An 18252-nucleotide genomic window follows, 5' to 3' on the forward strand; every position below is an offset into this window, starting at 1 on the left:
CTCGATGAACTGCGCGCCTTCTGCCCGCTGATCGAGGCCGACGTGTTCGCCGTACTGACGCTCGAGGGCTCGGTGGCAGCGCGGGATCACCTGGGCGGCACCGCGCCATCGCAGGTCCGCGCCGCGGTGGCGCGAGCCCGTGCCCGCCTTGACAGTGCCGAGCACGCTCGCAGAAGCTAAACAAATTTGTTGACGACTGTTAGGCAAACGCTGATTTAGTCAGCGTTTGCCGTCCGGGACAGGATGCCCCGGCCTGAATCGAGGACGTGGCCCATCGATTCACAAAGCGCAGTGCGGGAATCACCCTTGCTGCGGCGCGCTGACTCATTCCAGGGAACGAATGGTCGGCATTTACTCAACGACCCGGCCTTCGCCCGGTTCGGGTCCCCGCGTCACGGACCGGCGCGGCTCAATCACGGGGGATTTTTCACATGACGTCGAATCAGGCGCTTGCGGACTGGGTCCGCGAGGTGGCAGCACTCACGCAGCCGGACCGCATCCACTGGTGCGACGGCTCGCAGGCCGAATACGACGCGCTGATCGCCGACATGCTGCAAACCGGCGCCCTGATCGAGCTCGACCAGGAAGCTCGCCCGCGCTGTTACCTGCACCGCTCGGACCCGTCCGACGTGGCGCGCACCGAGCACCTCACCTTCGTGTGCACGCCCGAGCGTGACGACGCCGGTCCCAACAACCAGTGGATGGACCCGGCCGAGGCGCACGCCAAGGTGAACGCGCTGTTCGCCGGCGCCATGCGCGGGCGCACGCTGTACGTGGTGCCCTACTGCATGGGGCCGATCGACTCGCCGCTGGCGCGCTGCGGGGTGGAGATCACCGACAGCCCCTACGTTGCCGCCAGCATGCGCATCATGACGCGCATGGGTCGGCCGGCGCTCGAGCGCATCGAGCGCGAAGGCAGTTTCGTGCGCGGCCTGCACTCGCTCGGCGACCTCGACCCCGAGCGGCGTTTCATCATGCATTTCCCGCAGGAGCTGCTGATCAAAAGCATCGGCTCCGGCTATGGCGGCAATGCGCTGCTGGGCAAAAAATGCCACGCGCTGCGCATCGCCTCCTACCAGGCGCGCCAGGAAGGCTGGCTCGCCGAGCACATGCTGATCATGGGCGTCGAGGACCCGCAAGGTCGCCTGCACTACCTCGCCGCCGCCTTCCCGTCGGCGTGCGGCAAGACCAACATGGCGATGCTGATCCCGCCGGTCGAATACCGCGGCTGGAAGATCCACACCATCGGCGACGACATCGCCTGGCTGCACGTCGGCGACGACGGCCGGCTGTGGGCCATCAACCCCGAAGCGGGCTTCTTCGGCGTTGCGCCCGGCACCAGCCGGCACACCAACGCCAACGCCGTCGACATGCTCCAGCACGACACCATCTTCACCAACGTGGCGATGACGGCCGACCGGCGCCCGTGGTGGGAAGGACTGTCCGACGAGACGCCCGCCTTCGACTGGCAGGGGCGCCCCTACGACCCGGCCAACGGGCCGGCCGCGCACCCCAACTCCCGCTTCACCGTGTCGGCCAGGCAGTGCCCGTCCTGGTCACCCGCGGCCGAACTGGCGTCGGGCGTGCCGATCACCGCCATCATCTTTGGCGGCCGCCGCGCCTCGCTGGCGCCGCTGGTGCTGGAGGCCAAGAGCTGGCAGCACGGCGTGCTCATGGGCGCCGCCATGGCATCCGAAACCACCGCCGCCGCCACCGGCAAGGTAGGCGTGACACGGCGTGACCCGATGGCCATGCAGCCGTTCTGCGGCTACCACTTCGGCGACTACTGGGCGCACTGGCTGGCCACCGGCGCCCGTCTCACCCAGGCGCCCGGCATCTACCAGGTCAACTGGTTCCGCCGCGACGAGCGGGGGCGCTTCCTGTGGCCGGGCTACGGCGAGAACCTGCGCGTGCTCAAGTGGATCATCGAGCGCTGCCAGGGCCAGGCGGACGCCGCCCATACGCCGGTGGGCAATCTGCCGCTGCACGGCGGCATCGATCTGACCGGGCTGGACGTGTCGCATGAGGACATGCGCCAGCTCACGCACATCGACCCCCAGGCCTGGCTGACCGAGATGGACGAGGTGGCCGGCTTCCTGCACGGCTTCGGGCCGCGCGTGCCGCAGGTGCTGCACGACGAACGCGAGCGTGTGAGTCACGGCCTTCGCAACATCTGGGCCGGCTGAACTCGCCCCGCTGCCCCGGTCATCGGCGACGGCCGATGACCGGGGCCAAAAAAAGCCGGTCGGAGCCCCGCCCCGACCGGCTTTTTCATGTCTGGCCGCCCCCGGATCGGCGCCCGCCGTTACTCGCCTTCGGCCAGCGCCTTCATGCTCAGGCGAATCCGCCCCTGCTTGTCCACCTCCAGCACCTTCACGCGCACGATGTCGCCCTCGGCCAGCTTGTCGCTGACGCGCTCCACACGCTCGTCCGAGATCTGCGAGATGTGCAGCAAGCCGTCGCGACCCGGCAGGATAGTGACGAAGGCGCCGAAATCCATCAGCCGGGCCACGCGGCCCTCGTACACCTGGCCGACCTCGATGTCGGAGGTGATGCGCTCGATCATGGCCCGCGCCTGCTCGCCGGCGGCGCGATCCACCGACGCGATACGCACCGTGCCGTCGTCGTCGATGTCGATGGTGGTGCCGGTCTGCTCGGTGATGCTGCGGATGGTCACGCCACCCTTGCCGATGACATCCCGAATCTTGTCCGGATGGATGCGCATGGTCAGGATGCGCGGCGCGTAGTCGGACATCTGCTCGCGCGGCGCCGACAGGGCCTTGGCCATCTCGCCCAGAATGTGCTCGCGGCCTTCGCGCGCCTGCTCGAGCGCCGCCTGCATGATCTGCGGCGTGATGCCCATCACCTTGATGTCCATCTGCAGCGCCGTCACGCCGCTTGCGGTGCCGGCGACCTTGAAGTCCATGTCGCCCAGGTGGTCTTCGTCACCCAGAATGTCGGTCAGCACGGCAAAGCGGTTGCCGTCGGTGATCAGGCCCATGGCGATGCCGGCCACCGCCTCCTTGATCGGCACCCCGGCATCCATCAGCGCCAGACTGCCACCGCACACCGTGGCCATGGAGCTCGAGCCGTTCGACTCGGTGATTTCCGACACGATGCGCAGCGTGTACGGGAAGCTGCCCTTGGGCGGCAGCACCGCCGCCAGCGCCCGTTTGGCCAGGCGACCGTGGCCGATTTCGCGCCGCTTGGTGGCACCCATGCGACCGGTCTCGCCCACGCAGTAGGGCGGGAAGTTGTAGTGCAGCATGAAATCTTCGCGGTACTCGCCTTCGAGCGCGTCGATCACCTGCGCGTCACGCTCGGTGCCGAGTGTGGTCACCACCAGCGCCTGCGTCTCACCGCGTGTGAACAGCGCCGAGCCGTGCGTGCGCGGCAGCACCCCGGTGCGAATGCTGATCGGGCGCACCTGCCGTGTGGTGCGGCCATCGATGCGCGGCCGGCCATCCAGAATGCGCCCACGCACGATGTCTTTCTCGACTGCCGAGAACAGCGCCTGCACCTCTTGCGCCCGCTCGCCGTTGTCTCCGGCCAGATGAGCCACGCGCTCGCGCACCTGCGCCACCGCGTCCTGCCGCGCCTGCTTGTCGGGGATCGAGTAGGCCTCGCCGAGCGGCTGCTCCACCACGGCGCGTACGGCCGTCTCGAGCGCCTCGTCCTTCTGCGGCGGCGTCCAGGGCCAGGGCTGCACGCCGGCCTCGGCGACGAACGCGAGAATGGTCTCGATGACCGGCTGGAACGCCCGATGGCCGAACATGACGCCATCCAGCATCACCGACTCGGGCAGCATTTGCGCCTCGGACTCCACCATCAGCACGCTGTCGGCGGTGCCGGCGACCACCAGGTTGAGGGCCGACTCGGCGGTTTCCTGATAGCTCGGGTTCAGGATGAAGTTGCCGTCCTTGTAGCCGACGCGCGCGGCGCCGACCGGCCCGCGAAACGGCAGCCCGGACAGCATCAGCGCCGCCGACGAACCGATCATGGCCAGAATGTCCGGATCGACCTCGTCGTCGGCCGACAGCACGGTCGGCACGACCTGCACTTCGTTGTAAAAGCCTTTTGGAAACAGCGGCCGCATGGCGCGGTCGATCAGGCGCGATGTCAGGATGGCCTTCTCGGACGGGCGCGCCTCGCGCTTGAAGAAGCCGCCCGGAATGCGCCCGGCGGCGTATGCGCGCTCGATGAAATCGACCGTCAACGGAAAGAAGTCCTGTCCAGGCTTGACGGACTTGCTGGCGGTAACCGCCGTCAGCACCACGGTGTCACCCAGGCGCGCCATGACCGAGTAGGCCTGCTTGGCGATCTCCCCGGTCTCCAGCGTGAGCAGGTGCTTGCCGAACTGGACTTCCTTGCGGATCAATTTCACGAGCGGTACTTCCTTTGCTTTGAACTGCAGCCACCGCCGCCCTGCGGCGGGGCCTTGCCCCAGGAACGGGGCGCGCCAGGCGTCGGGAACCCATCGCACACGATGCCCTCCGTCCGCCACCAGGTGCCGGACGCATGCGAGGGTCCTCGCCCCGTCCGCACCGGCGCATTACCGTGAGCCGAAAACGCCATGGCGTGGCCGTTTCGGCTGCGCCTTCAGCGGCGCAGGCCCAGCCGCTCGACCAAGGCGCGATAGCGACCGGCGTCGCTGCGCTTCAGGTAATCGAGCAGCTTGCGCCGCTTGGCCACCAGGCGCAGCAGCCCCTGCCGCGAGTGGTGATCCTGGCGATGCAGTTTGAAGTGCTCGTTCAGCTGCTCGAGCCGGGCCGAGATGAGGGCCACCTGCACTTCCACCGAACCGGTGTCGTTGTTGCTGCGGCCGTAGGCCTGCACCAGTTCGGATTTTTTGTCGACGCTGAGCGACATGTCTTGCTTACTCCGGACAGACGATGATGACGCCACTGGGTAATCGCGCCACCTTTGGTGAAACGGGGCATTCTACCCGCGCGCCGCGCACGGTCTCAAGCCGAACCGTTGGCCGACACATCGGCGCCCTGCTCCTGCCTGATCAAGCGGCGCGGCCACAGCCGGCCGTCGGCCACCTGCGCCATGCCGACGAACGCGCGATCGACCGTGAACACGGCCACCCAGCCCGGCGCCGGCAGCGCCGCGAGCTCCAGCGCCTGACCGCGCGCCAGCCGCTGCGCCTGCGGCGCGTCCAAAAACAGCCGTGGCAAATGCGCCAGCGCATCGGCGATGGGCAGCAGGCAGGCGTCCAGCGCCACCGGACCCTCGAGCGCCAGCGCGCGCAGGCGCTCGAGGTCGACGGCGCGTTCGACATCGAGGGCGCCGACGCGCAGCCGTCGCAGGGCGGTCAGATGCGCCCCGCAGCCGAGCATCTCGCCGATGTCCTCGATCAGACTGCGCACGTAGGTGCCCTTCGAGCAGTCGATGTCGACCTCGAAGGCGTCGCCCTCGAAGCGCATCAGTTCCAGCCGCCCGACGTGCACCGGGCGCGCCACACGCTCGACCGTCTCGCCGCGCCGCGCCAGCTCGTACAAACGCCGGCCGCCCTGCTTGAGCGCCGAGTGCATGGGCGGTACCTGCAGCAGATCGCCGGTGTGGGCCAGCAGCGCGGCCGCTAGGGCCGCCTGGTCCACGGCCACCGGGCGCTCACGTACGATCGCACCCTCGCTGTCGCCGGTGGTCGTGGTGATGCCAAGACGCGCCCGGGCGCGATAGGTCTTGTCGGCGCCGAGCAGGAACTGCGACACCTTGGTCGCCTCGCCGAAACACAGCGGCAGCAGCCCGGTCGCCAGCGGGTCCAGCGTGCCGGTATGACCCGCCTTGGCGGCATCCACCAGCCGGCGCGCGGTCTGCAGCGCCTGGTTGGAGGTGACGCCGGCGGGTTTGTCGAGCAGCAACACGCCACTGATCGGCCGGCCGCGGCGGCGCTTCAAACGGCCGAGTCCTGCGTTTTGATGCGCTGCAGCAGCTCGCCGATCCGGGACGGCTCGTCGAGCTCGAAACGCAGCTCCGGCATACGCCGCAGGCGCAGCAGCGCCGCCAAGCGGCTGCGCAAAAAGCCGGCCGCATGGCGCAGCCCCGCGCAAGCGGCCGCAGCATCGGCGCCGCCGAGCACGTCGAACCGCACCTTGGCCACGCCAAGATCGCGGCTGACGGTCACCTCGTGCACCGTGATCAGCCCGGTCACGCGCGGGTCTTTCACCTCGCGCAATGCCCCCGGCAGCTCCTCCGCGATGGCCTGCGCCACGCGCCGCGTACGGTCGACGCCCTGCATGGTTACAGCGTGCGCTGCACGGTGACGCGCTCGTAGCACTCGATCTGGTCGCCCACGCGCACGTCGTCGTACTGCTTGACGGCGATGCCGCACTCGGTGCCGGCGCGTACTTCGGTCACGTCGTCTTTGTGCCGGCGCAGTGACTCGAGCTCGCCCTCGAAGATGACCACGTTGCCACGCAACACTCGAATCGGGCAGCGCCGACGCACCACGCCGTCGACCACGATGCAGCCGGCCACGGCACCGAACTTGGCCGAACGGAACACCTCGCGCACCTCGGCCAGGCCCAGGATGGTTTCCTTGACCTCGGGCTCGAGCAATCCGCCGAGCGCCCGCTTCACCTCGTCGATCACCTCATAGATGATGCTGTGGTAGCGGACCTCGACGCCGGTCTCCTTGAGCAGCTTGCGCGCCGTGGCATCGGCGCGCACGTTGAAGCCGATCAGCAGCGCACCGGTGGACTGCGCGAGATTCACGTCGGTCTCGGTGATGCCGCCCACACCCGAGGCCACCACGCGCACGGTCACCTCGTCGGTCGACAGGCTCGCCAGGGAGGCGGCAATGGCCTCCGCCGAGCCCTGCACATCAGCCTTGATGATGACGTTCAGCGTCTTGACCTCGGCGGCGCGCAGCTGACTGAAGATGTCGCCGCCCGGCGCCGCCTCGCGCCGGGTGAGCGCCGCCTCGCGTGCCGCCTGCTGGCGGAACTGCGCGATCTCACGCGCCTTGCGTTCGTCCTCGACCACGTTGACCGGATCGCCGGCGTTCGGCACGCCGGACAGACCGAGCACCTCGACCGGCCGCGACGGGCCGGCCTCCAGCAGCGGCTGGCCGTGCTCGTCCAGCAGTACACGGGCGCGGCCGAATTCGCTGCCGGCCAGCACCATGTCGCCCCGGCGCAGCGTGCCGGCCTGCACCAGCACCGTCGCCACCGGACCGCGGCCGCGGTCGAGCTTGGCCTCGACCACCACGCCCACGGCCGGGCCATCGGCGACGGCTTTCAGCTCCATCACCTCGGCCTGCAGCAACACGGCCTCGAGCAGGTTGTCGATGCCGGCACCGGTCTTGGCCGACACCGGCACGAACTGCACATCACCGCCGAAGTCCTCGGCGATCACCTCGTACTGGATCAGCTCCTGCTTGACGCGCTCGGGATCGGCCTCCGGCTTGTCGATCTTGTTGACCGCCACCACCAGCGGCACCCCGGCCGCCTTGGCGTGCTGGATGGCCTCCACCGTCTGCGGCATCACGCCGTCGTCGGCCGCCACCACCAGAATGACGATGTCGGTCAGCGCCGCACCGCGTGCCCGCATGGACGAGAACGCTGCGTGACCGGGAGTGTCCAGGAACGTGATGGCACCGCGCGGCGTGGTCACGTAATAGGCGCCGATGTGCTGGGTGATGGCGCCGGCCTCGCCGGCTGCCACCTGGGATTTGCGGATGTAGTCCAGCAGGGTGGTTTTGCCGTGATCGACGTGCCCCATGACGGTCACCACCGGCGCCCGCGGCACCGCCTCGCCGCTCGGCGTCAGCTGCTCGAGCAGCGACTCGGGCGTCTGCGGCGCCGCCGCGCGGGCGGTGTGCCCCATTTCCTCCACCACCAGCATGGCGGTGTCCTGATCGAGCACCTGGTTGATGGTGGCCATCTGGCCCATGCGCATCAGGCATTTGATGACCTCGGCCGCCTTCACCGACATGCGGCTGGCGAGCTCGGCCACGGTGATGCTGGCAGGCACCTCGATTTCGCGCGTGATGGCGCCCTGTGGGCGTTCGAACTGGTGACGGCCGACCGCCTGACGACCGGCGCCAGGCCGCGAGCGGCTGCGCAGCCGCCCCGCCTCCTCGGCAAACCCGCGCTCGTCACGCCCACCTTTCTTGCGCTTGCCGGCACCGCGTCCGGCGTCATCGCGACGCGCCGCCGGCTGCGGCCCGCGCACCGGCGGCTTGCCGGGTGCTGGCGGTTTGCCGGGCACCGGCTGCGCCGGCGCCGAGGGCGCCGGCCGCACCGCAGCCGGCGGCGCTTCGGCCACCACCTCGGGCTCGGGCGCGGTCTCGACCACCGGTGCCGGCTCCGGTGCGGCGGCTTGCACGGCTTCGACTGTCTCGGCCTGGGGCGGTACCACCTCGACCATCTCGGCTTGCGCCTGCGGCGCCGGCTCGGTGAGCGCCTGCGCTTCGGCTTCGGCTTCGGCCGCGACCGCCTCTTCACCGACCTTTTCGATCTCCTCGCGCTTGACGTAGGTGCGCCGCTTGCGCGTGACCACCGTGACCTTGTTAGCCGGCGTGGCCGGCGCGGCGCCCGGGCCCGGCCGGCGCGCCACCGCCGGCTGCTTGAGCTCCGAAACCACCTGGCGCGTGAGTGTGATCTTGCGCGGCGTCGGGCTGGCTTCGCCCGCCTCGGCGCCGTGGGCGCGCCGCAGGAAGCTCAGCAGGCGCGCCTTTTCGTCGTCGGTGATCGAATCGGCGGCCGTGCGCACACCGACACCGGCTTCCTGCAGCTGACGCAGCAGGCGGTCGACCGGCACCCGGATGGAGGCTGCGAATTGTTCTATGGACTGTACTGCCACTTGCTCTACACCTCTCAGGCCTGGGCGTCGTCGGTGAACCAGGCGGCCCGGGCGGCCATGATCAGCCGCCCGGCGAGCGCCTCGTCGATGCCGTCGATTTCCACCAAATCCGCCACCGCCTGCTCGGCCAGATCGTCACGCGTGACGATGCCATGCGCAGCCAGTTGGTAGGCCAGGCGGCGGGACATGCCCTCGACCTCCAGCAGGTCGGCGGCCGGCTCGACGTCGCCGAGCGCCTCCTCGCGCGAGATCTCCTGCGCCAGCAAGGCGTTCTGGGCGCGATCACGCAGCTCCTGCACCAGATCTTCATCGAATTCCTCGATCGCCAGCAGTTCCGAGACCGGCACGAAGGCGATTTCCTCGACGCTGGTGAAGCCCTCCTGCACCAGGATGTCGGCCACGCTTTGATCGAGATCGAGCTTTTCCATGAACATGCTTCGCAGGGTGCCGAGTTCAGCCTCCTGCTTTTCGGCCGCCTGCGCCTCGGTCATGAGGTTCAGCTCCCAGCCGGTCAGCTCGCTGGCCAGGCGCACGTTCTGGCCGCCGCGGCCGATGGCTATCGACAGCTGGTCTTCCGCCACCGCCACGTCCATGGTGTGGGCTTCCTCGTCCATGGTGATCGACACCACCTTGGCCGGTGACAGGGCGTTCAGCACGAACTGCGCCGGGTTGGCGTCGTACAGCACGATGTCGACGCGCTCGCCGGCCAGCTCGTTCGACACCGCCTGCACGCGCGTGCCGTGCATGCCGACGCAGGCGCCGATCGGGTCGATGCGCGGGTCATAGCTGCGCACGGCGATCTTGGCCCGCACGCCCGGATCGCGGGCACAGGCCACCACCTCGACGATGCCGTCGGCCACTTCCGGCACCTCGCGCCGGAACAGCTCCATCATCAGCTTCGGCGCCCGCCGGGTCAGGAACAGCTGCGGCCCGCGCTGCTCGATGCGGGCATCGGCCAGCAGCGCGCAGACCCGGTCGCCGACGCGGATGTTCTCGCGCGGGATCATTTCCTCGCGCGGCAGCAGCGCATCGACGTTGCCGCCCACATCGACGATGAGATTGCCCCGGTCCAGGCGCTTGACCTGCCCGATCAGCATGTGGCCGATGCGCGGGCGGAACATCTCGACGATCTTCTCGCGCTCGGCGTCGCGCACCTTCTGCACGATCACCTGCTTGGCCATCTGGGACGCGATGCGCCCGAACGGCACCGCGCCCATCGGCTGCTCGACGACGTCGCCGATGGCGGCGTCGGGCCGCTCGCGCTGGGCGCGCGACAGGGTGATCTGCCGCTGTGGGTCGAAGTCGTCGGCATCGTCGGCCACCACCGTCCAGCGGCGGAATACCTCGTAGTTGCCGCTGTGGCGGTCGATGGCGACGCGCACGTCCAGGTGCTCACCGGCGACCTTGCGCGTGGCCGCCGCCAGCGCCGCCTCGATGGCCTCGAAGATGACTTCCTTGGAGACGCCCTTCTCGTTCGAGACGACGTCTACCACCTGCAGAATTTCTTTAGTGTCCATCGCCCTTGCTCCGCAGTTGCGCCGCCAGGTCCGGCACCAGTCGGGCGGCCCGGATGTCCGCCAGCGGCACCTGCAGCCGTTGACCGTCCACATCGATCTCGAGCACACCGCCCGCCTCGCCGCACAAACGCCCGCGCAAGCGCCGCGAACCGTGCAGCGGCCGGTGCAGCTGCAACCGTGCCTCGCTGCCCAGGAAACGGCGAAAGTGCTCGGCGGTCACCAGCGGCCGGTCCAGGCCGGGCGACGAGACTTCGAGTGAATACGCGCCGGGCAGCGGGTCTTCGACGTCCAGCAGGCCGCTCACGTAATCGCTGACCTTTTGGCAGTCGTCCAGCGTGATGCCGTCGCCCGCCCCCAGATGATCGATGTACAGGCGCAGCACCGCCCGCCGGGTGGCGACATGCTCCACCTGGATCAACTCATAGCCCAATTTTTCGAGCGCCGGCGCCAACCAATCACGCAGCCGCTCGCCCAATGACCCCGACAAATACGCCACCTGAAACAAAAAATGGGCCGAAGGCCCATTCAATGCACGCTGAATAGAGGGCGGCGATTATAGCCGCGCTGACGGCGAAATGACAGCCCGCCACCCAGCGCCGGCGCACGGCACCGCGATGCAGCGGGCTGACAAAGGACAGCGACGCCCCGTTTCGGCGCTCACGAATGCTCCAGCGCCTGGATCAGGCCCTCGACCACCTTCTTGGCGTCGCCGAACACCAGCGCGCAGTTGTCCTGGTAGAACAGGGCGTTGTCGACCCCAGCATAGCCCGGCTTCATGCTGCGCTTGACGAACAAAATCTGCCGGGCGCGGTGCACGTCCAGGATCGGCATGCCGTAGATGGGGCTGCTGCGGTCGGTCTTGGCGGCCGGGTTGGTCACGTCGTTGGCGCCCAGCACCAGAGCCACGTCGCAGGTGGCGAAATCGGGGTTGATTTCCTCCATCTCGAACACCTTGTCGTACGGGATGTCGGCCTCGGCCAGCAGCACGTTCATATGTCCAGGCATGCGCCCGGCCACCGGGTGGATGGCGAATTTGACCTCGACACCCCGTGTTTCGAGCGCGCGCACCAGCTCGGCGGTGGCATGCTGGGCCTGCGCCACGGCAAGGCCATAGCCCGGCACGATGATGACCTTGCCGGCGTTCTCCAGCATGAAGGCGGCATCCTCGACCGCCGCGGTCTTCACCGTGCGCGCCTCGCCACCGGCCGCCGCCGTCGCCTCCTCGCCGGTGCCGAAGCCGCCGAAGATCACGCTCACGATCGAGCGGTTCATGGCCCGGCACATGATGTACGACAGGATGGCACCGGAGGCGCCCACCAGCGCGCCGGTGATGATCAACAGCTCGTTGTGCAACGTAAAGCCGGTGGCCGCCGCCGCCCAGCCGGAGTACGAGTTCAGCATCGACACCACCACCGGCATGTCGGCGCCACCGATCGGCACGATCAGCAGCACGCCCAGCAGCAGCGCCAGCACCGTCAGCGCCACGAACGCCGGCAGCCCGCCACCCAGCACGAACTGCGCCGTCGCGCCCAGCATGGCCAGCGCCAGCGCCAGGTTCACCCAGTGCTGGCCGGCAAAGCGCAGCGGCGCCGAGCCGATCAGCCCCTGCAGCTTGCCGAACGCGATCACCGAGCCGGTGAACGTGATGGCACCGATGAAGCTGCCGATGCCGAGCTCGCACAGCAGCAGGGCGTTCAGCGCCCCGGCATCACGGTGCGTGACGTAGGTGCCCAGCGCCACCAGCACCGCGGCCAGACCGACGAAACTATGCAGCAGGGCCACCAGCTGGGGCATGTCGGTCATCTTCACCCGCCGCGCCAGCACCGCGCCGATGCCGCCGCCGACGGCGACACCCGTGACGATCCAGCCGTAATCGGCCACCTGCGGCGAAGCCAGCGTCGCCAGCACCGCCAGCCCCATGCCGGTCATGGCGTACCGGTTACCGGCGCGCGCCGTGCGCGGCGAGGCCAGGCCCTTCAGGCCCAGGATGAACAACACCGCGGCGGCGAGATACGCCACGGCCAGCGTGCTGGCGCCCATGCTCAGTGCTTCTTCTTGAACATGGCGAGCATGCGCTGGGTGACCAGGAAGCCGCCGAAGATGTTGATCGAGGCCAGCACCACGGCCAGAAAGCCGATGCCGCGCGTCAGGCCATCGGCCTCGTGGTAGCCGGTCACCAGCATGGCGCCGACGATGATGATTCCCGAGATGGCGTTGGTCAGCGACATCAGCGGCGTGTGCAGCGCCGGGGTCACGCCCCAGATGACCTGGTAGCCGACGAAGCAGGCCAGCACGAAGATGTACAGCGATACGACGATGGCGGTCATGGCGATCCTTCGTCAGCGTTTGGCAAAGCGCACGGCGCCGGCCTGCACGGCCAGCGCCGCGGCGATGATGTCGTCGTCGAGATCGAGCCGCACGCGCATGCCGGCGTCGTCCTTTTGCAGCACCAGCTCCAGCAGGTTCAGCAGGTTGCGGGCGTAGAAGGCGCTGGCATCGGTAGCCAGACGCGACGGGTAGTCGGTGATGCCGACCAGCGTCACGCCGTGTTTTTCGACCACCTGGTCGGCCTCGGTCAGCGGACAGTTGCCGCCGCTGGCGGCGGCGAGATCGACGATCACCGAGCCCGGGCGCATGCCCTGCACGACGGCTTCCGGCACCAGCACCGGCGCCGGGCGACCCGGGATCAGCGCCGTGGTGATGATGATGTCGGCGACCTTCAAGCGCTCGCCGAGCTGCTCCTGCTGGCGCGCCTGCGCCTGTGCGGACAATTCGCGCGCGTAGCCGCCCTCGCCGGCGCCGCTCTCGCCGAGGTCGATGTCGATGAACTTGGCGCCCAGCGACAGCACTTGTTCGCGCGTTTCCGGGCGCACATCGAACGCTTCCACCTGCGCGCCCAGGCGCCGCGCGGTGGCGATGGCCTGCAGGCCCGCCACGCCGACGCCGAGGATCACCACCCGGCTCGGCTTGGCCGTGCCGGCGGCGGTCATCATCAACGGCAGGAAGCGCCGGTAGTGGACGGTGGCCTCCAGCACCGCCCGGTAACCGGCGATGTTGGCCTGCGAGGACAGCGCGTCCATGGACTGCGCGCGCGAGATGCGCGGAATGAGCTCGACGGCAAGTGCGTTCAGGCCGGCCTGCGCCAGCGCGTCGAAACGGCCGGCGTAGGGATCCAGAAAGCCCACCAGCAGGGCGCCCGCGCGCATGGCCGCGATCTGCTCGTCGGCCGGGCGGCGCACGCACAACACCACATCACCGGCCAGCGCGTCGGCGGCGCTGCCGATACGGGCGCCGGCCTCGGCATAGGCGGCATCGGGATAACGCGCGGCCTCGCCGGCGCCCGCCTCCACGCACACCCGGGCGCCCCGTGCCAGCAGTTTCTTCACCGTCTCGGGCGTCGCCGCCACGCGGCACTCGCCCGGCGCGCGCTCGCGCAGAACCCCCACTGAAACCGTCATGGCTGGCGTTTTTGTCGTTACGTGAACGGTGCTGCGACGCGCTCGTCGGCAACCGCCCCTGTGGCAAACTCACGGCGCGGCGCGGCCGGCCGGTACCTACGAACGCCGGCATTCTACACGCCGCTTCCAACCTCAACCCCAAGCACGGAGAAACGCAATGATTCGGCACATGGTGATGGTCAAGCTGAAGCCCGGCTCGGATGCAGCGGCGCAGGCGCTGTTCGAACGCTTTCGCAGCATGGTCGGCAGCTTCGACGGCCTGCTCACCTTCAGCGGCGGCCCCTATTCGAGTCCAGAAGGTATCAACCGCGGCTTCAACTACGGTTTCTCGATGGATTTTCGCGACGCCGAATCGCGCGACCGTTACCTGCCCTCGCCCGAACACATCGCCATCGCCCAGGACATCGGCCCGCTGCTCGACGGCAGCTTCGACGAGTGCGTGGTGGCGTTCGACTACGTGTACTGAACGCAGCACCCGCAAGACGACCGCCGCGAGCGGGCTCACACCCGCAGCGCGGCGATGTCGTCGATCCCAGCGGCCAGCATCAGCAGCCGATCGAAACCCAGCGCCACGCCGGCGCAGTGCGGCAGGCCATGCTGCAAGGCCGCCAGCAAGCCCTCGTCGAGCGGCACCGTCGGCAGGCCGAGCGCCTGGCGCCGGCGGTTGTCGGCCTCGAAGCGGTGGCGCTGTTCGGCGGCATCGGCCAGCTCGGTGAAACCGTTGGCCAGCTCGATGCCGTCCACGTACAGCTCGAAGCGCTCGGCAAGCGCCGGGGCATCGGGGCGCAGACGCGCCAGCGCCGCCTGACCGGCCGGGTAGTCGACCACGAACACCGCGCCCAGCGGGGCGATGGCCGGCTCGATGAGGCGCGTCAGCAGCAGGTCGAGCGCCGCATCGCGCCCGGCAGCGCGCAGCGCCGCCGACGGCTCGATGCCGGCCGCCGCCACGCGCCGCCACAGCGCCTCTTCCGGCTCGGTCAGCGGATCGAGCCCGGCATGACGCTCGAACAGCTCGCCGTAGCTGAACGTCTGCGCCGGCGGCCGCCCGAGCAGCCCGCACACCAGCGCCGCCACCTCGTCCATCAGCGCCCGGTAGTCGAAGCCGACCCGGTACCACTCCACCAACGTGAACTCGGTGCGGTGCCGCGGCCCTTCCTCGCCAGCGCGGAACGCCTTGCAGATTTGATAGATGCTGCCGCTACCGGCGGCCAGCAGGCGTTTCATGGCGTACTCGGGCGAGGGCTGCAGAAAGCGCCGCGCGCCGCCCGGCAAGGTCACCTCCAGACACTGCTGCTGCGGATCGCTGCTCGGTGCCGGACCGAGCAGCGGGGTGTCGACTTCCAGCACGCCACGGGCTTCGAAGAAAGCCCGAATCCGGCCCAGCAGCGCCGCGCGACGGCGCAGCATGTCGAGACTGGCCGCCGGGCGCCAGTCACCGGCAGCCGGCATGGGACGCTTATTCCTTGACGCGCGAGATGTACTCGCCGGTGCGGGTGTCGACGCGCAGCAAATCGCCGATTTCGACGAACAGCGGCACCTTGACCGTGGCGCCGGTCTCCAGCGTGGCCTGCTTGGTGGCGCCGCTGCTGGTGTCGCCGCGCACCGCGGGCTCGGTGTAGGTCACCTTCATCACCACGTGGTTCGGCGGCGCCACGGCGATCGGTTCGCCGTTCCACAGCGTGATGGTGCACATGTCCTGCTCCTTGAGCCACTGCGCCTTGTCCCCCACCACGTTGGCGCCGGCGTGCACCTGCTCGAAGCTCGACGGGTTCATGAAACACCAGGTCTCGCCGTCGTTGTACAGGTACTGCATCTCGGTATCCACGACGTCGGCCGCCTCGATGGATTCGCCGGACTTGAAGGTGCGCTCCCACACCCGGCCGGTCTTGAGGTTACGCAGGCGCACGCGGTTGAAGGCTTGGCCCTTGCCGGGCTTCACGAACTCGTTTTCGATGATTTCGCACGGGTCGCCGTCGAGCATCACCTTGAGCCCGGCGCGAAATTCGTTGGTGCTGTAAGACGCCATAATTTCCTCTTTATCGGAACGTCAGCGAGAGATGAACATGCATGGTTTGGCCGAGCCGCCGCGCTCCCCCGCGCCCTGGCAGCGGCTGCTGGCGGACGCCATCGACGACCCGGCCATGCTGCTGCGTGCGCTGCGCCTGCCGGACGATTTGCTGCCGGCCGCCCGGCGGGCGGCGGCGCTGTTTCCGCTGCGCGTGCCGACGCCGTACCTGCAGCGCATGCGTGCGGGCGATCCCGCCGACCCGCTGCTGCGGCAGGTTTTGCCGCTCCACCTTGAATACGAAACCCGGCCCGGCTACAGCGCCGATCCACTCGACGAATCGGCCGCCCAGCCGGTGCCGGGCTTGCTCAAAAAATACCATGGCCGGGCACTGCTGATCGCTACCGGTGCCTGCGCGGTGCACTGCCGCTATTGTTTTCGGCGGCATTTTCCGTACGCCGAGGCCCACGCCGGCGGCTCTCGCCTGCAGCCGGCGCTGGCCGCCATCGCGGCCGACGCCAGCATCGGCGAGGTGATCCTGAGCGGCGGCGACCCGCTCACGCTGAGCGACGCGCGTCTGTCCGAACTCGCCGCGCGCCTGGCCGCCATCCCTCACGTGCACACGCTGCGTATCCACAGCCGCCTGCCGGTGGTACTGCCACAGCGCGTGGACGACGCACTGCTCGCCTGGCTCGGCCGCACCCCGCTGCGCAAGGTGCTGGTCTTGCACGGCAACCATGCGGCCGAGATCGACGCCGCGGTCGAGCACGCGCTCGGCAGGCTCCGGCTGGCCGGCGTCACGCTGCTGAACCAGGCCGTGCTGCTGCGCGGCGTGAACGACGATGCCGATACGCTGGTCGCTCTCAGCGAGCGCCTGCACCGCGCAGGCGTGCTGCCGTACTACCTGCACCTGCTCGACCGCGTGCAGGGGGCGGCCCACTTCGACGTGCCCGAGGCGCGCGGTATGGCGCTGATCGCCGAGCTGCGCGCGCGGCTGCCGGGTTATCTGGTGCCGCGGCTGGTGCGCGAACAGCCGGGCGCGGCAGGCAAAACCGTCGTCGCCTGACCTCGGGCCAGCGGGCGCGTCAAGCAAATCCGGCCAGACGGCGCGCCTGCGCCAACACCGGCAGCAGGCCGGCGGTCAGCGGCAGCGCCAGCAGCTCGTCCTGCGTCACCCAGCGGGCCTGCGCCGCGTCGTCACCGGCGCGCGGCTCGGCGGCGGCCTGCGTCGGCGTGCCGATGAAGTCGAGAATCACGTAGTGGTGCGCCGCGTCGATGCGCTCGAACCAGGTCACCAAGGGACCGACCGCAATCTGGATGCCGGTTTCCTCCTGCACCTCGCGCCGGCAGGCGTCGACCAGCGTCTCACCCCACTTCACCTTGCCGCCCGGCACGGACCACAGCCCCTGCGCCGGCGGGCGGCCACGCTGCACCAGCAGCAGCCGGCCGCGGGCATCGAACGCAAACGCGCCCACCGCCAAGCGCGGCAGCCTGCAGGACTCAATCACCGGCGCGCTGAGCCAACGCCCGACGATACACGGCGAGCGCCTGCGGACTGAAGCACGCGAACTGCACCAGCCGGATCGCCGGCCGCGTGGCGAGCGCCGCAGACACGGCCTCGACCGCGATGCGCGCCGCCCGTTCCAGCGGAAAGCCGTACGCGCCAGTGCTGATGGCCGGAAAAGCGATGCTGGTCACACCGTGCGCGGCGGCGAGCTCCAGACAGCGCCTGTAGCAGCTCGCCAGCACGCCATCCTCGCCGGCGCCGCCGCCTTGCCAGACTGGGCCCACGGTGTGGATCACGTATTTGGCCGGCAGCCGAAAAGCCGCGGTCAGCTTCGCATCACCCGGGGCACAGCCGCCCAGGCGTCGACACGCCTCCAGCAACTGTGGGCCGGCGGCGCGGTGAATGGCGCCGTCCACGCCACCACCACCGAGCAGTGACGCATTGGCCGCGTTGACGATCGCATCCACTGCCAGCCGGGTAATGTCCGCCTGCAATGCCTGCACACGCGCCGCGTCCATGGCCGGCTCACAGCGTCGGCGCGTGCTGCCCTCGCTCGAGCGCCGCCTGGCAATCCAGGCAACGCTCCACTGCCGGGTCGGCGTGCAGGCGCGCGCTGCCGATCTGCGCATTGCAGTCCCGACACAGGCCGTAGGACCCGTGCGCAATGGCGGCCAGCGCCGACTCGATCTGACGCAGCCGCTGCACGTGCCGCTCCAGCGCGGCAACTTCGAGATCCTCGAGCAGATCGGCTACCGCCTCTTCGCCGCGATCGTGCACGCGCCCGGCCAGCTCGACGTACTGGTTCTGCTGCGACTGCGCGAGCTCGTCGGTCACCTCGCGCCGCAATTGCGCGTGCTCGGCCCGCAAACGACGCTGCAGCTCCTGCACTTCCTGGGCAGACAAACCATTCATCATCGGTCGGTATCCTCGATAATTAACAAAACGCTGAAAAAG

General features: G+C 69.2%; 18 protein-coding genes and 1 pseudogene. 4 read left to right on the top strand and 15 right to left on the bottom strand.

Annotation, left to right across the window (positions count from 1 at the left end):
* A pseudogene (locus PHC73_RS02755) lies at nt 1-180 on the top strand (hypothetical protein); the annotation flags it as partial.
* Between the two features lie 251 nt (nt 181-431).
* Entirely contained in the window at nt 432-2186 is a 1755-nt protein-coding gene (locus PHC73_RS02760; protein WP_300124163.1) for a phosphoenolpyruvate carboxykinase (GTP), read from the top strand.
* A 119-nt stretch (nt 2187-2305) separates the two neighbouring features.
* On the opposite strand, the gene pnp is transcribed toward PHC73_RS02760, so the two are convergent.
* The 10 genes from pnp to PHC73_RS02810 form a co-directional block, all read right to left on the bottom strand.
* Complete coding sequence (gene pnp / locus PHC73_RS02765) at nt 2306-4384, bottom strand: polyribonucleotide nucleotidyltransferase (RefSeq protein WP_366949788.1); 2079 nt, start codon at nt 4382-4384, stop codon at nt 2306-2308.
* Nucleotides 4385-4599: 215 nt separating this feature from the next.
* A complete protein-coding gene (gene rpsO / locus PHC73_RS02770) occupies nt 4600-4869 on the bottom strand; it encodes a 30S ribosomal protein S15 (protein ID WP_300124166.1) in 270 nt (89 codons plus the stop codon).
* Nucleotides 4870-4964: 95 nt separating this feature from the next.
* Nucleotides 4965-5903, bottom strand: a complete 939-nt coding sequence (gene truB / locus PHC73_RS02775; protein WP_300124168.1) for a tRNA pseudouridine(55) synthase TruB — start codon at nt 5901-5903, stop codon at nt 4965-4967.
* A complete protein-coding gene (rbfA, locus tag PHC73_RS02780) occupies nt 5900-6244 on the bottom strand; it encodes a 30S ribosome-binding factor RbfA (protein WP_300124170.1) in 345 nt (114 codons plus the stop codon). Before rbfA ends, truB begins: the two co-directional genes overlap by 4 nt.
* Before the next feature lie 2 nt (nt 6245-6246).
* On the bottom strand, nt 6247-8811 hold the full coding sequence (infB, locus tag PHC73_RS02785) for a translation initiation factor IF-2 (RefSeq protein WP_300124173.1): 2565 nt from the start codon (nt 8809-8811) through the stop codon (nt 6247-6249).
* Nucleotides 8812-8825: 14 nt separating this feature from the next.
* A complete protein-coding gene (gene nusA, locus PHC73_RS02790) occupies nt 8826-10328 on the bottom strand; it encodes a transcription termination factor NusA (protein ID WP_300124176.1) in 1503 nt (500 codons plus the stop codon).
* Complete coding sequence (gene rimP, locus PHC73_RS02795; protein ID WP_300124179.1) at nt 10318-10815, bottom strand: ribosome maturation factor RimP; 498 nt, start codon at nt 10813-10815, stop codon at nt 10318-10320. The genes nusA and rimP overlap by 11 nt, the downstream gene beginning before the upstream one ends.
* A 170-nt stretch (nt 10816-10985) precedes the next feature.
* Complete coding sequence (locus PHC73_RS02800) at nt 10986-12368, bottom strand: NAD(P)(+) transhydrogenase (Re/Si-specific) subunit beta (RefSeq protein WP_300124182.1); 1383 nt, start codon at nt 12366-12368, stop codon at nt 10986-10988.
* Nucleotides 12369-12370: 2 nt separating this feature from the next.
* Nucleotides 12371-12655, bottom strand: coding sequence for a proton-translocating transhydrogenase family protein (locus PHC73_RS02805; protein WP_366949789.1), 285 nt, complete (start codon nt 12653-12655; stop codon nt 12371-12373).
* A 12-nt stretch (nt 12656-12667) separates the two neighbouring features.
* Nucleotides 12668-13786, bottom strand: a complete 1119-nt coding sequence (locus PHC73_RS02810; RefSeq protein ID WP_300124183.1) for a Re/Si-specific NAD(P)(+) transhydrogenase subunit alpha — start codon at nt 13784-13786, stop codon at nt 12668-12670.
* A gap of 157 nt (nt 13787-13943) precedes the next feature.
* Between PHC73_RS02810 and PHC73_RS02815 the strand changes: the two genes are divergently transcribed.
* Nucleotides 13944-14252 carry a Dabb family protein gene (locus PHC73_RS02815; protein ID WP_300124186.1) on the top strand — a complete coding sequence of 103 codons (309 nt, stop codon included), beginning with the start codon at nt 13944-13946 and terminating at the stop codon, nt 14250-14252.
* Nucleotides 14253-14287: 35 nt separating this feature from the next.
* On the opposite strand, the gene epmA is transcribed toward PHC73_RS02815, so the two are convergent.
* Complete coding sequence (gene epmA / locus PHC73_RS02820; RefSeq protein WP_300124189.1) at nt 14288-15235, bottom strand: EF-P lysine aminoacylase EpmA; 948 nt, start codon at nt 15233-15235, stop codon at nt 14288-14290.
* A gap of 7 nt (nt 15236-15242) precedes the next feature.
* The gene (gene efp / locus PHC73_RS02825) at nt 15243-15812 is read right to left on the bottom strand and encodes an elongation factor P (RefSeq protein ID WP_300124192.1); all 570 of its coding nucleotides are present in this window, start codon (nt 15810-15812) and stop codon (nt 15243-15245) included.
* Between the two features lie 37 nt (nt 15813-15849).
* Here efp and epmB point away from each other — a divergent pair, with 37 nt between their 5' ends.
* Entirely contained in the window at nt 15850-16857 is a 1008-nt protein-coding gene (gene epmB, locus PHC73_RS02830) for an EF-P beta-lysylation protein EpmB (protein WP_300124195.1), read from the top strand.
* Between the two features lie 19 nt (nt 16858-16876).
* On the opposite strand, the gene PHC73_RS02835 is transcribed toward epmB, so the two are convergent.
* From PHC73_RS02835 to PHC73_RS02845, 3 genes are all read right to left on the bottom strand, one after another.
* Nucleotides 16877-17299 (bottom strand): NUDIX hydrolase, encoded by a 423-nt coding sequence (locus PHC73_RS02835; protein ID WP_300124197.1) that lies wholly within the window; start codon nt 17297-17299, stop codon nt 16877-16879.
* Nucleotides 17292-17816 (bottom strand): O-acetyl-ADP-ribose deacetylase, encoded by a 525-nt coding sequence (locus PHC73_RS02840; protein ID WP_300124199.1) that lies wholly within the window; start codon nt 17814-17816, stop codon nt 17292-17294. Before PHC73_RS02840 ends, PHC73_RS02835 begins: the two co-directional genes overlap by 8 nt.
* Before the next feature lie 7 nt (nt 17817-17823).
* Nucleotides 17824-18252, bottom strand: a 429-nt coding sequence (locus tag PHC73_RS02845; RefSeq protein ID WP_300124201.1) for a TraR/DksA C4-type zinc finger protein, incomplete at its 5' end; no start/stop codon positions are given.

It is taken from the genome of Immundisolibacter sp., from assembly GCF_028696615.1.
GTDB lineage: Bacteria > Pseudomonadota > Gammaproteobacteria > Immundisolibacterales > Immundisolibacteraceae > Immundisolibacter.

Bases quoted from the DNA above. Each gene is read 5' to 3' on its own strand.
- PHC73_RS02760 (WP_300124163.1), top strand. From the start codon at position 432: ATGACGTCGAATCAGGCGCTTGCGGACTGGGTCCGCGAGGTGGCAGCA.
- rpsO (WP_300124166.1), bottom strand. From the start codon at position 4,869: ATGTCGCTCAGCGTCGACAAAAAATCCGAACTGGTGCAGGCCTACGGC.
- rbfA (WP_300124170.1), bottom strand. From the start codon at position 6,244: ATGCAGGGCGTCGACCGTACGCGGCGCGTGGCGCAGGCCATCGCGGAG.
- nusA (WP_300124176.1), bottom strand. From the start codon at position 10,328: ATGGACACTAAAGAAATTCTGCAGGTGGTAGACGTCGTCTCGAACGAG.
- PHC73_RS02800 (WP_300124182.1), bottom strand. From the start codon at position 12,368: ATGGGCGCCAGCACGCTGGCCGTGGCGTATCTCGCCGCCGCGGTGTTG.
- PHC73_RS02805 (WP_366949789.1), bottom strand. From the start codon at position 12,655: ATGACCGCCATCGTCGTATCGCTGTACATCTTCGTGCTGGCCTGCTTC.
- PHC73_RS02810 (WP_300124183.1), bottom strand. From the start codon at position 13,786: ATGACGGTTTCAGTGGGGGTTCTGCGCGAGCGCGCGCCGGGCGAGTGC.
- PHC73_RS02815 (WP_300124186.1), top strand. From the start codon at position 13,944: ATGATTCGGCACATGGTGATGGTCAAGCTGAAGCCCGGCTCGGATGCA.
- epmA (WP_300124189.1), bottom strand. From the start codon at position 15,235: ATGCCGGCTGCCGGTGACTGGCGCCCGGCGGCCAGTCTCGACATGCTG.
- efp (WP_300124192.1), bottom strand. From the start codon at position 15,812: ATGGCGTCTTACAGCACCAACGAATTTCGCGCCGGGCTCAAGGTGATG.
- epmB (WP_300124195.1), top strand. From the start codon at position 15,850: ATGCATGGTTTGGCCGAGCCGCCGCGCTCCCCCGCGCCCTGGCAGCGG.
- PHC73_RS02840 (WP_300124199.1), bottom strand. From the start codon at position 17,816: ATGGACGCGGCGCGTGTGCAGGCATTGCAGGCGGACATTACCCGGCTG.